10 protein-coding genes are annotated in these 12388 nt (G+C 62.8%); all 10 read left to right on the top strand.

Annotated elements, in window-relative coordinates:
* Complete coding sequence (greB, locus tag ASB58_RS06285) at positions 1–495, top strand: transcription elongation factor GreB (protein WP_118129700.1); 495 nt, start codon at positions 1–3, stop codon at positions 493–495.
* A 97-nt stretch (positions 496–592) separates the two neighbouring features.
* Positions 593–2182: an AAA family ATPase gene (locus ASB58_RS06280; RefSeq protein WP_118129699.1), complete on the top strand. Its 1590-nt coding sequence runs from the start codon at positions 593–595 to the stop codon at positions 2180–2182.
* Between the two features lies 1 nt (position 2183).
* Positions 2184–3116, top strand: coding sequence for a hypothetical protein (locus ASB58_RS06275; RefSeq protein WP_118129698.1), 933 nt, complete (start codon positions 2184–2186; stop codon positions 3114–3116).
* A complete protein-coding gene (locus ASB58_RS06270; RefSeq protein ID WP_118129697.1) occupies positions 3113–4885 on the top strand; it encodes a VWA domain-containing protein in 1773 nt (590 codons plus the stop codon). The genes ASB58_RS06275 and ASB58_RS06270 overlap by 4 nt, the downstream gene beginning before the upstream one ends.
* Positions 4882–5451: a hypothetical protein gene (locus tag ASB58_RS06265; RefSeq protein ID WP_118129696.1), complete on the top strand. Its 570-nt coding sequence runs from the start codon at positions 4882–4884 to the stop codon at positions 5449–5451. Before ASB58_RS06270 ends, ASB58_RS06265 begins: the two co-directional genes overlap by 4 nt.
* Positions 5448–6791, top strand: a complete 1344-nt coding sequence (locus tag ASB58_RS06260) for a phenylacetate--CoA ligase family protein (RefSeq protein WP_118129695.1) — start codon at positions 5448–5450, stop codon at positions 6789–6791. The genes ASB58_RS06265 and ASB58_RS06260 overlap by 4 nt, the downstream gene beginning before the upstream one ends.
* Positions 6788–7372: a nicotinamide riboside transporter PnuC gene (gene pnuC, locus ASB58_RS06255; RefSeq protein WP_118129694.1), complete on the top strand. Its 585-nt coding sequence runs from the start codon at positions 6788–6790 to the stop codon at positions 7370–7372. Before ASB58_RS06260 ends, pnuC begins: the two co-directional genes overlap by 4 nt.
* Positions 7345–8370, top strand: a complete 1026-nt coding sequence (locus tag ASB58_RS06250) for an AAA family ATPase (RefSeq protein WP_118129693.1) — start codon at positions 7345–7347, stop codon at positions 8368–8370. The genes pnuC and ASB58_RS06250 overlap by 28 nt, the downstream gene beginning before the upstream one ends.
* Positions 8371–8579: 209 nt before the next feature.
* A complete protein-coding gene (locus tag ASB58_RS06245; protein WP_456239127.1) occupies positions 8580–9656 on the top strand; it encodes an HlyD family secretion protein in 1077 nt (358 codons plus the stop codon).
* A gap of 2 nt (positions 9657–9658) precedes the next feature.
* Positions 9659–12388 carry a ribosome-associated ATPase/putative transporter RbbA gene (gene rbbA, locus ASB58_RS06240; RefSeq protein WP_118129691.1) on the top strand — a complete coding sequence of 910 codons (2730 nt, stop codon included), beginning with the start codon at positions 9659–9661 and terminating at the stop codon, positions 12386–12388.

Genomic DNA, 12388 nt, shown 5'->3' with positions numbered 1-12388 from the left:
ATGAGCCGTTACCGCCCACCGCGCCGCGCCGGCACCCCGTTGATCACCGCTGCGGGCGCCGAGCGCCTGCGCGCCGAGCTGGATGAACTCTGGCTACGCAAGCGCCCGGCGGTTACCCAGGCCGTCAGCGAAGCGGCCGCCCTGGGCGATCGTTCGGAGAATGCCGAATATATATATGGCAAGAAGATGCTGCGCGAGATCGACGGCCGTGTGCGGTTTCTGCGCAAGCGCCTTGAGGCACTGAAAATCGTGGATCAGCCACCAAGCGATCCCAGCCGCATCTACTTCAGCGCCCATGTCGAGTTGGAAGACGAAGACGGCAAGATACTGAAGTTACGCATTGTCGGCCCTGACGAGATCGACCCCAAACAGCAACACATCAGCATCGACAGTCCCATGGCTCGCGCCCTGCTCGGCAAGCAGCTGGACGACGAAATCTGCGTTATGGCACCTGGCGGTGAGCGCCTTTATTGGGTCACCGGCATCCGTTACTGACAACCAGCGGTTGGCCCGCTGGTGACGCGGTGCACAACCCGGCACGAACCTTCTCTGGCATACTGCCGTCCTGTTTCGCAGTCAGGCCCGGCTCTTCATGAAAGGATTCAACCCGTTCTCCCGTATCTCGGCGTCGCCCACCCGCCCCGCCGCGCAATCGACATCCAGCGCCAGCTTTGATGTGGCAGCACTGGTCAACGGTCCCTTTGGTGACCCGGATCAGGCTGCGCAGCCGGCATCCGTGGCACTGGCTGAAAAACTGCGACAAGCCTACTTCTGGATCGTCAATCACGCAGTCATCAGCCCGCATTACGATGTGGAGTACAACCTCTCGCCGCCGCAGCCGATCCAGTTCGGTGACAGCCAGACGCCGCTCTACCTGCCGACCGACCAGAGCTACTCCAGTTTTATCCTGCTGCCGATCCTGACTTTTGCCGCGCGGCGCAAATGCCTGTTTATCGGCGGCCCCGGCCGCGGCAAAACGGCTTCGGCGTTGCTCATGGGCCTGCTGGCCGGATACACCCCCAAGCAAGTGCGCCGGGCCATGCAGCACGGCCACCCGCAGATGACCGTGGCAGATCTGCTGGGCAACCCCATGCCCATGGACATCATGAAGGCCGAGGAGCAATCGGATATCCGCATCAGCTGGCGCAGCTGGCTGGATATGCGGGTCAAGATCGTTGACGAGTACAACCGCATCCCGACCCGCACCCAGAGCGCCCTGCTGACCGTGATGGGCGACAACTACGCCGAGATGTTCAACCAGATTCACGAGTGCCCGCCTGCGGCCTGGTACCTGACCGCCAACGATGATCAAGGCGGCGGCACCTACCCGGTGATTGAAGCCCTCAAGGACCGCATTGACGTTGTGGTGCAGGCGCTGCCGTTCAACCCGCGCTTTCTCGACGAGCTGCTGATCCGTATCGAAGAAGGCGTTGATCCGGCGGACTGCCTGCCGCAGGTGCTGCAGTTCAGCGAAGCGGACATGGCGCAGATGGAAGCCGACATCCGCGCGGTAAGCTTGCCGCCAGCCCTGCGCCAGCGCCTTGAGTTCTTCGCCAGCCAGTTCGAGTTCAGCGAATACTCGGGGCAGCAGTTCGAGTACAAGAGCAAAGACACCTCTCGCCTGGCCGGCGTTGCCCGGCACCAGTTGGCGATGCTCGAAAACGGTCGTGACCGTCTCGCCGATCTGGGCTGCCAGACCCGCAACGGGCTGTCGGTGCGCAGCCTGATGTCGTTGATCGTCTACGCCAAGGCAATGGCGTATTTTCGCGGCAATAGCGAGGTCGAGCTGAATGACCTGACCCAGATGCTGCCCTTCGTGCTGCACTCTCACCTGTTTGCCGATGAAGACGCGCCCTTCTTCCAGCAACCGGAGAGCGCCGCCTTCCTGAGCGACAAGATCGGCTGGTTGCGTCATCTGTTCCAGCTCAGCTGTCGCGAGTTCGAGCGTCAGGGCCGCCACCGCAACGACGAGGTTGCTGCACTCAAGGCCGAGCTGGATGAAGGGCTCGAGGGGCTGTCACTCAAGGAGTGCCGCAAACGCCTGCAGCGTATAGAGCGCACACTGCAGCAGCTGGCCTCCGGCAACAAGCTGTCCGGCGCGGTACACGATGACGCCATGACACTGAAATACCTGCACCAGCGCTACAGCAACTACCAGCGCTGGCTGACCAGTCAGGGCTGATATGCGCTCCGAATGGCTCGCACAGTATCTGGTCCAGCAGGCAGATACGCTCAATCATGCCTATCGTCTGGCGCGCCAGGGCGATCAGGGCGAGTTTGCCCGCAGCTTCAGCGGCTTCCTTCTGGATGCGCTCGATCCCTTGATGCTCGCGCTAGACCCCTGGCCAGCGGCCAACAAGGCTGCGCTGGCCGAAACAAGCTACCAGGCGGGCCTGACGCTGGCGCGCCGCGGCTGGCTGGCCGCAGAGCACCGCGCCTTGACTGTCGAGCTGTTTACCAGGGTCCTGCCAACCTGGCTCGCGCCTTATCCGGCCGATGCGCCCAAGCTACTGGTGCAGCTGCTCAATACCCTCTCTCACCTGCCATCAGCGGCGCAGCGCAGCAAACTGCTGGAGCGATGGCAACACTGCAACCCGGCGCCCGATGCCACACCGGATCATCTGCTGGTACTCGGCTGGATGGCCGGTCTGCCGGAGTTCCGCAGCGCCGCCATGGCTGTACTCGGCCGTCAGCCCGCGCTGGCCGAACACCTGCACTTGGGCGAGCCTGAGCAGCTTGCCCACCCCTGGTGGCAAGGCACGACTGCCGGCTGGCGGACAGCACCTCTGGAGCTGGGCGCGTCAACCTGGCTGGGGGGCGAGTTTGCGGCGCTGCCGGTACTGCTGACGTCTGCAGAGCAGACGCTGATTCAGGCCGGCGATGACTGCTGGCAGCTGCACGCCGACGCCTGGGGGCACAAATTACTTGCCCATAAGCCGGAGCGCGCAGCCCCCGTCCCCGTCCAGGACTTGCAGCAATTGCCGCCCGGCCTGAGCGAACACTGGCGCAGTATCGATCTGGCGCGCCAATGCCTTGAGCGCCCGTACGATTGGGTCGTCAGCTTTCACAACAGTTTCCGCATCATGATCATCCCCAAAAGCGGCGGCCAGTCATGAGCGCAGATCCACAGCTGAAGCATTGGCAGGCCCAATGGCAACGTGCCCTGCAGCTATGGAGCGATCATCTGCAGCTGCAGGAGCCGCTGTGGCTGTTTGACGTGCAGGCCGCCAACCAGGCCGGGCTGACCGACAGCTTTGCCGCCATTCGCCTGACCTCGCAGCGCGTGATGGTGAACCTGCAGGAGATCAGCCAGCGCGGGCTGGACGACTATGCGCTTGAGGTGCTGGCCCACGAAATCGGTCATCACGTCTATGCGCCCGCCAACATGACCCAGCACCTGCAACTGCTGGCGGTCATTCGCCAAGCGCTGCCGGGCAGCGAGCAACTGGCTCCCTTGGTCGCCAACCTCTATACCGACCTGCTGATCAATCAGCACCTACAGCGCCATACTCCCTGCCAGATGGATGCGGTCTACCAGCGACTCAAGCCAACCACCGCCACGGCTCTGTGGCAGCTGTACATGCGCATCTATGAGCGTCTCTGGCAGCTGCCGCCAGAGACCCTGATCTCTGCCCCGCTCGGTAGCTCGGCGGAAGGCGACGCCTGGCTGGGCAGCCGCATCATCAAGGTCTACGGCAAAGACTGGCTGACCGGCGCCAGCCGCTTCGCCACCCTGCTACTGCGTTATCTGCAAGATGACGAACAAGGGGCCAACGACGCCTTCGGCGTGCTGGCCGATACCGCCGACGCCGGCAACGGCCACACCGGCACGGGCGTGCCCGCTCTGCCGGCCATCGACGTACTGCATCCCAGTCTCGATCCGGACCTGATCGATCAGACGCCGAGCACGGCCGACGCTGACGGCAACGGCGGTGCGGCTAGCGCGGTACGCTCGGCCGGCCAGGCGCTTGAACCGCAGGAGTACTACGAGGTCCTGCGCGCCGCCGGCGTCGACATCTCCCGCCACGATGCCACGGTCAACTACTACCGCGACGCCGTGCGCCCCTACCTGCTGCCGTTCCCTGCCCGGTCGACACCGGCGCCCAGCGAACCCGAACGCGAAGGCACAACCCTGTGGGAGCCGGGCGACGACCCGGGCGAGATCGACTGGTTTGCAACCCTGCTGGCTGGCGGCAACCCCATTCCCGGTATCACTACACACAAGGCGGTATTCAGCCTCGACGGCACCGAGCAACCTCGCCAGCAGGTCTGCGATCTGGACCTCTACGTGGACAGCTCCGGCTCCATGCCCAATCCGCAGTATCAATTGTCCTATCCGGCGCTCGCCGGCGTGTTGCTGTGCATGTCGGCGCTGCGAGCCGGAGCGCAGGTACAGGTCACGCTCTGGAGCGGTGCGCGCCAGTGCCTGACCACCGACGGCTTCATTCGCGATGAAACCAGTGCGCTGCGCGTACTGACCGGCTTCTTTGGCGGCAGTACCAGCTTCCCGTTAAAACTGCTGCGCGATACCTACGCACAGCCGCGCCGCACGCCAACTCAGGTGGTCGTGCTGTCCGATGACGGCGTCAGTTCAATGTTCTCTGATGACGAAGAAGGCACACCGGGCGCCGAGATCAGCGCACGTACCCTGCGACACTGCGGCGGCGCAGGTCATTGGGTACTGGATTTGCCGATGGAGCTGGACAGCCAGACCGGGCACCCCTGGCTGCAGGGCGCCTATGAGAAGATGCGCGTGGGCAGAGATCAGGGCTGGCAGGTACATCGCGTCAGCGGGCTGGAGCCGATGCTCACCTTCGCCCGCCGCTTTTCGCGGCAGTACTACCAAGCCAATGATGCCACTTCGCAGCGAGCGACCCGCCCATGAGCCACCTGCAATCCGGCCCGTCCATGCTTCATCTGCACCAGCGCCTGCTGGCCTACCCCGGTGGCCCGGTACCCATCGGCCAGGAAATGATTGCACTGCTGCATGATCTGATCGCGCGGTTGGCACCGGCTGTCTCGGCGGCAACGCTGCTGCCGATTTACGACCTGCCCCAATGGGAAGAGCCAGAAGACAGGGAGCGGCCGAACACACTACTGCTGATGGTCTGGCTGCTGGCCGATGACGCGTTCTGCGGCCTGACGCTGTATTGCGATGAAGTCGTCGGGCTGCTGACGTCCTGCAACGCACTGATGGACAGCGTTCACCCGAATCTGAACGATGAAGACCAGCGCGAAGAACTGATACGTCTGACCCTCAGCGGCCTGCGCCTCAAGCCGCAGAACGAAACAGACCAGCAAGCACAGGATCGCTTGCTGATGGTCAGTTCCAGCGAACGGGCCCGGGTCGTCGCGGCTTCCAGAGCCGCCGAAGAGCGCGCCGAATCCATTCGCAAAGCGCTGGCAGAAAAGCGCGCCCGCGAAGCGGCCGACAAGTACACCCGCGAATGACCTCGCAGGCCGTAGAACTCGCCCCCTGGCTCGATACCCGGCGCCTGCCCGAACTGAGCCCGCGCGCCGCACAGCGCCTGCAACGCTGTCTGCAGTATCCGGACGCACCTACCCTAAGCGGCCGCAGCGGCCACCATCTGGACGCCGCGGCGCTGTCAAAGCTGCAGATCGACAAACAGCTGCTGCAGCAACTCGACTCCGAGTGGCTGGCCGGCTTTCTCGACCATTGCCGGCGGCAGGTACCGCGCTATCGGGACTACCCCTGGCACCTCGGCTTTGATGCCCTGCCCTGTACTTCCCGGCAAGATCTGAGCAGCGACGTTGCGACCTTTGTGCCGGCTGATATTGATCCGCAGCAGTTGATCGTCTTCGAGACCAGCGGCACCACCGGCCACCCCCTGCGCGTGCCGTCACTGCCGTTGGTTGCCGCGCGCTATCACTGCTTTCATGAGCGCATCGTCGGCTGGCACGGCATCGATCTGCAAAGCCTGCCGGGCGACACCGGCGTCATGCTGGTTGGTGATCAGCAGCGTTGTTTCACCTATGCGTCAGTGTTGCCCTACTGGGATGACAAGGTGCTGCTCAAGCTCAATATGAATCCCGCTGACTGGCCCAGCGCCGCCGCGCGTGGACGCTATCTGGACAAGGTCAAACCACTGCTGATAACCGGCGATCCGCGCAGCCTGAGTACGCTGCTGACGATTGAATTCGACCACCAGCCTGCCGCCATCCTGTCAACGTCCATGACCCTGCTGGGCGGCCTGAAGACGCGCTTGAGCGAGCGCTTTGCCTGCCCGATCATCAACCTCTACTCGATGAACGAAGCCGGCCCGATTGCCGCCTGCGACGGCACGGGCAACGGCCTGCGGTTGGTACAAAGCACGCTCAAGGTCGAGCTGCTCGACCGTCAAGGCCGCGCCGTACCCGCAGGTGAGCGCGGGGAAATCACCCTTAGCGGCGGCTTCAACCCCTGCATGCCGCTGCTGCGCTACCGCACCGGCGACTACGCCTGCCTGTACCAAAGCCCTGACGGGCACCAGTACCTGCAGCAACTCGACGGTCGCCCGCCGGTACGCTTTTACGCTGCAGGGCGCTGGCTCAACAACGTCGACATCACCCATCTGATGCAACCGTTTGAGCTGGCCCAGTATCAGCTGCACCAACAAGCCGACGGCAATCTGGTGCTGCGTCTGCAGGGGAATACCGATGAGCAGGCGCTGCGCCGTGCCATCGCCGGCACCTTTGGTCACGGTTGCCAGGTAAGCATCGAGCCCTTCCCGCTCGGCATCGACAAACTCATTCAATACACCAGCGACTATCCCGGAGCCCACGACGGATGAGCAGTCTCACCCTGCTGGAATACAGCGCCAACGCCTTCTTTCTGATCAGCGTCTTCCTTGCCGCCCGCAATCATCGTCACACCTGGACGCTGGGAATCGTGGGCTGCGTGCTGTTTGCCGTCTTGTTCTTTCAGGTCCAGCTGTACGCCGACGCCACGCTGATGCTGTTCTTTATCGGCACCAGCATCATTGGTTGGCAACAATGGCAACGCGGCGCCAGCGCCGAGGCGATCAGCCGCAGCTCCTGGTCGCAACTCGCGCTCTACCTGTTGATCGCGGTAGCGACGCTACTGGGTTACGGGGCGCTGCTGCACCTGCATACCGATGCCTACGCGCCCTTTGTCGACTCCGCGGTGCTGACTTTCAGCGTGACCGCCCAGCTACTGCTGATGAAGCGACGCATCGAAACCTGGTGGTTCTGGCTGATCGTCAACAGCATCGCCGTACCGCTGTACGCCTCCCGCGAGCTGATGCTGACCTCGATGGTGTATGTCGGCTTCTGGATCAACGCCTGCTATGGCCTTTGGCGCTGGCACCGAGAACTGAACAGACCATGTCAAAGCACTACCGAACCGGCCTAGTCGTCGGCAAGTTTTCGCCGCTGCACAGCGGCCACCGCTACCTGATCGATACCGCGACCGCGGCGTGCGAGCAGGTACTCATCCTGAGCTACTCTCGGCCGGAATTTGCCGGCTGCACCAGCGCCGTGCGCCAGCAATGGCTCAATGACGGCTGGCCGCAGCATCAGTGCGTGGTGGTCGATGCCGCGCAAGCCTGCCGGCTTGGGCTGGCGATGCCTGACAACAACGCCAGCGATCTGCAGCAGCGACAATTCTGTGCCGAGCTGATTGATCGCACGCTTGGTCAGCCCATCGACGCCGTGTTCAGCAGCGAAGACTACGGGCAGGGGTTCGCCGACCATCTTGCCCAGCACTGGCAACGACCGGTGGTCTCAGTGCTGGTCGACCGCGACCGTATTCGCCACCCCATCAGTGGTACCGCCTTGCGGGCGGCGCCCAGCGCCGACTGGCAAAGCACTGATGTCTTGGCCGCACAGCGTTGTCGGCGTATCGCCCTGATCGGCGCAGAATCCACCGGCAAGACCAGCCTGAGCCAGTGGCTGGCAGAGCAGCGCGGCTGGCCCTGGGTTGCCGAATTCGGCCGCCAGCACTGGGAAGATTGCGGAGGCGTGCTCAGCTCTGGCGATCTGCTGACCATCGCCCGCACCCAAGTCGACCTGGAAAACGAAGCCGTTGCCCTCGCTATAAGAGAGGGACACAGTGCGGTGATCTGCGATACCACCCCGCTGACCACGCTGATCTACCATCAGCTGATGTTCCCTGAGCCTCCTCCGCCAGAGCTTATCGCCCTGGCCGAGCGCCCCTATCATCAGCTCTGGCTGTGTGCAGCTGACTTCCCTCTGGTGCAGGACGGCACCCGCAGCCCTGAGGCATTTCGCCAAGAGCAACAGGCGCTGTACGAGTCTGAACTAACCAACAGGCAACTCTGTGCATTGACATTACACGGCTCGTTTGAGCAGAGACGGGCGCACCTACTGCGTAACGTCCCCGCTGCCTGACGGCACCCAACCTCAATAGCAGGTCACAGAACGCCGATCTAGTGCTCCCGAAGCTTGAAAACCGGCTACTCTTCAGGCTAGCTTGATTCAAAACCGAGACAGTTCCCGAGCACATTGACCGGTATCAACACCCCTTGCGCCGGTACTTTCTAGAATGGATTTTCTAGCAGCGATCATCCGTGATTTGCCCGCACACAGGAAAAGGAATCATCGTGCAGAAACCTCCCCGCAAACTTGTCCGTGGCCTCATAGTCGTCGCCATCGTCGCAGCCCTTGCCATTATCGCCTGGATTGAGCTCAAACCCTCTGGTTATGGCGAAGGGTTCGTTAGCGGCAATGGCCGCATCGAGGCAACCGAGATCAACGTCGCCACCAAGCTGGGCGGTCGTGTCACCCGTATTCTGGTGGACGAAGGCGACTTTGTGGATACCGGCGACGTCCTCGCCGAGATGGATACCACTACGCTGCAAGCGCAGCTGCAGCAGGCCCAAGCCCAGTCCAGGCAGGCCGAGAACGCCATTCAAACCGCGCAGGCTCTGGTCAGCCAGCGTGAGAGCGAACACGCGACCGCCGAAGCATTGCTGCTGCAACGCCAAGCTGAATCCAATGCGGCGCAAAAACGCTATGACCGCATCAAGGTACTGGTTCAGCGCAATGCGATGTCGCGCCAGCAACTCGACGACGCAGAAGCGGCGCTTCAAAGTGCACAAGCCGCTGTCGCGTCTGCACGGGCCCAGATTTTGTCTGCCGAGGCCGGTATCGCCGCTGCTCGCTCACAGGTGATCGGTGCCGAATCAGCGCTGGACGCCGCACGCGCCGCAGCGGACCGCATCGCCGCCGACATCACCGACAGCACCCTGAGCGCGGACCGTCACGCCCGCGTGCAATTTCGCACAGTAGAGCCAGGCGAAGTACTGGGCGCCGGTGGGCGCGTGCTCAACCTGGTCGATCTGACTGATGTCTACATGACCTTCTTTCTGCCCGAACGGTTGGCCGGGCGCGTTGCCATGGGCTCCGATACCCGCATCATCATCGATGCCGCGCCCGAATACGTCATCCCCGCCACCATCAGCTATGTCGCCAGCGTCGCTCAATTCACGCCCAAGTCGGTCGAGACCGAACAGGAGCGCGAAAAGATGATGTTCCGCATCCGCGCGCGCATCGACCCTGCCCTGCTGGAGGAGCACATCGAGCAGGTCAAGACCGGCCTGCCCGGCGTCGCCTGGCTGAAGCTGGACGCCGAGGCCGACTGGCCGGCGGACCTTGAAGTCAACGTCGGACACTGAGCATGGACGCGCACGATCCGGTCGCCAGACTGGACGGTATCAGCCTGCAATACGGCAAGGTAACCGCCCTCGACGCCCTGACACTGGCGTTACCGGCGGGCTGCATGGTTGGCCTGATCGGCCCCGATGGCGTTGGCAAATCCAGCCTGCTGTCACTGGTAGCCGGCGCGCGTCGCCTGCAGCAGGGACAACTTCAGGTACTGGGCGGCGATATGCGCAGCGCCGGCCACCGCCGTCGAGTCTGCCCACGCATTGCCTTCATGCCACAGGGGCTAGGCAAAAACCTCTACCCCACTCTGAGCGTCGCGGAGAACCTGGAGTTCTTCGGCCGTCTGTTCAATCAGGACCGGCAGGAACGCCAGACGAGGATCAGTGACCTGCTCGCCAGTACCGGCATGAGCCGTTTCATTGATCGTCCGGCAGGCAAGCTGTCGGGCGGTATGAAGCAAAAGCTCGGGCTGTGCTGCGCATTGATTCATGACCCGGACCTGTTGATCCTGGATGAACCCACCACCGGCGTCGACCCGCTGTCACGCAGCCAGTTCTGGGATCTGATTCGGCGCATTCGCGCCAGCCGACCACAGATGAGCGTGCTGATTGCCAGCGCTTACATGGACGAAGCCCAGAACTTTGACTGGCTCATCGCCATGGACGCCGGCAAGGTACTGGCGACCGGCACGCCGCAGCAGATCCTTGAGCGAACCGAGTCCAGCAGCCTTGAGCAGGCCTTTGTTGCACTGCTGCCGGAGGAAAAGCGCAGTCAGCATCAGCAACTGGTCATCCCGCCGCGTGGCGAGCACAGTGGCATAGCCATTGAAGCCCACGACCTGACCCGCCGCTTTGGCGACTTCGTAGCGGTGGACAGGGTGAACTTTCGCATCGAACGCGGCGAGATCTTTGGCTTCCTCGGCTCCAACGGGTGTGGCAAGTCGACCACCATGAAGATGCTCACTGGCCTACTGCCGTTCAGCGAAGGCGAAGCCTCGGTGCTCGGCAAGCCGGTCGATCCGAACGACATGGGCGTGCGCATGCGTGTGGGCTACATGTCCCAGGCCTTCTCGCTGTACAGTGAACTGACGGTGCGCCAGAACCTGGCGCTGCATGCAAAGCTGTACCACCTGCCCGCAGACCAAGGCCCACAGCGCATTATTGAACTGCTGGATCAATTCAACCTGCATGAGGTTGCCGACAGCCTGCCTATGGCCTTGCCGCTGGGCGTGCGCCAACGGCTGTCGCTGGCGGTTGCGGTCATCCACAAGCCAGAAATCCTCATCCTCGACGAGCCCACCTCCGGCGTCGACCCGGTCGCCCGCGACATGTTCTGGGCGCTGCTGGTCAAACTCTCGCGCGAAGACGGCGTGACCATCTTCATCTCCACCCACTTCATGAATGAAGCTGAACGCTGCGACCGCATGTCACTGATGCACGCAGGCAAGGTACTCGTCAGCGGCGCACCGCAAGCGCTGCGTCAGCAGCGCGGCAAGGCCACGCTGGAAGAAGCGTTCATCGACTGGCTGCGCGAAGCCAGTGGCCCGGATGACAACGCGTCCGAGGAGGTCGCCCCCACAGCTCCCACCACGTCGGCAAGTGCACCGGCCAAGGTGCCACGCTTCAGCCTGCGCCGGCTGCTGAGCTACACCCGACGCGAAACCATGGAGCTGCGCCGTGACCCGGTGCGCGGCTTGCTCGCGCTGGTCGGCACGGTGTTTCTGATGCTGATCATGGGGTACGGCATCAACATGGATGTCGAGAACCTGACCTTTGCAGTGCTGGATCGCGACCAGACAACCTACAGCCAGAACTATGCGCTGGAACTGTCGGGCTCGCGCTACTTCATCGAAAAGCCGCCTCTGTACAGCCATGCGGAACTGGATCAGCGCATGCGCGCCGGTGACATCAGCCTCGCCCTGGAAATCCCGCCCGGATTCGGCCGCGATCTGCTGCGCGGCGACGCTCCCCAGGTGGCCTATTGGGTCGATGGCGCCATGCCGATGCGCGCAGATACCCTGCGCGGCTATGCCCAGGGCATACACCTCAACTACCTGCTGACCCTGGCCGCTCATCAGCCAACCACCTATACGACCAGCCTGGTGAATGTGGAAACCCGCTACCGCTACAACCCCGACGTGAAAAGCCTGCCAGCCATGGTGCCGGCCGTGATTCCGATTCTGCTGATGATGATCCCTGCCATGCTCACAGCGCTGGCTGTGGTCCGGGAAAAGGAGCTGGGCTCCATCACCAACTTCTACGTTACGCCGGTCAGCAAGCTCGAGTTTCTGCTCGGCAAGCAGTTGCCGTATGTCGCGCTGGGTTTCGTCAACCTGCTTGCGCTGCTGCTCTTGGCGGTGTTTGTCTTTGCCGTGCCGATCAAGGGCAGTTTGCCCACCCTGCTGCTGGGCGGGCTGCTCTATCTGATCTGCGCGACCGGCCTCGGACTGCTGGTGTCGTCGCTACTGAAAAGCCAGATTGCGGCGATTTTCGGCACGGCTATCGCCACGCTGATTCCGGCGATCCAGTTTTCCGGAATGCTTCATCCGGTTTCTGCCATGGAGGGAGCTGGCGCATTCATAGGCCAGCTCTACCCCACCACCCACTTCCTGATCATTACCCGCGGAGTATTCTCCAAGGCGCTCGACTTTGCAGAGCTGCAAGGCTACTTCCTGCCGCTGCTGTTAGCCGTTCCGGTGCTCACACTGGCCAGTGTGCTTGGCCTGAGCAAGCAGGAGAAATGA

Source organism: Pseudomonas abyssi, from assembly GCF_003444685.1.
GTDB classification, from domain to species: Bacteria; Pseudomonadota; Gammaproteobacteria; order Pseudomonadales; family Pseudomonadaceae; genus Halopseudomonas; species Halopseudomonas abyssi.
The sequence above is the reverse complement of the archived record's forward strand: the minus strand, read 5'-3'. Positions and strand labels throughout refer to the sequence as shown.

Excerpts from the sequence above, each read along its gene's own strand:
- ASB58_RS06275 (WP_118129698.1), top strand. The coding sequence starts at position 2,184 with ATGCGCTCCGAATGGCTCGCACAGTATCTGGTCCAGCAGGCAGATACG.
- ASB58_RS06280 (WP_118129699.1), top strand. The coding sequence starts at position 593 with ATGAAAGGATTCAACCCGTTCTCCCGTATCTCGGCGTCGCCCACCCGC.
- ASB58_RS06265 (WP_118129696.1), top strand. The coding sequence starts at position 4,882 with ATGAGCCACCTGCAATCCGGCCCGTCCATGCTTCATCTGCACCAGCGC.
- ASB58_RS06250 (WP_118129693.1), top strand. The coding sequence starts at position 7,345 with ATGTCAAAGCACTACCGAACCGGCCTAGTCGTCGGCAAGTTTTCGCCG.
- ASB58_RS06270 (WP_118129697.1), top strand. The coding sequence starts at position 3,113 with ATGAGCGCAGATCCACAGCTGAAGCATTGGCAGGCCCAATGGCAACGT.
- ASB58_RS06260 (WP_118129695.1), top strand. The coding sequence starts at position 5,448 with ATGACCTCGCAGGCCGTAGAACTCGCCCCCTGGCTCGATACCCGGCGC.
- pnuC (WP_118129694.1), top strand. The coding sequence starts at position 6,788 with ATGAGCAGTCTCACCCTGCTGGAATACAGCGCCAACGCCTTCTTTCTG.
- greB (WP_118129700.1), top strand. The coding sequence starts at position 1 with ATGAGCCGTTACCGCCCACCGCGCCGCGCCGGCACCCCGTTGATCACC.
- rbbA (WP_118129691.1), top strand. The coding sequence starts at position 9,659 with ATGGACGCGCACGATCCGGTCGCCAGACTGGACGGTATCAGCCTGCAA.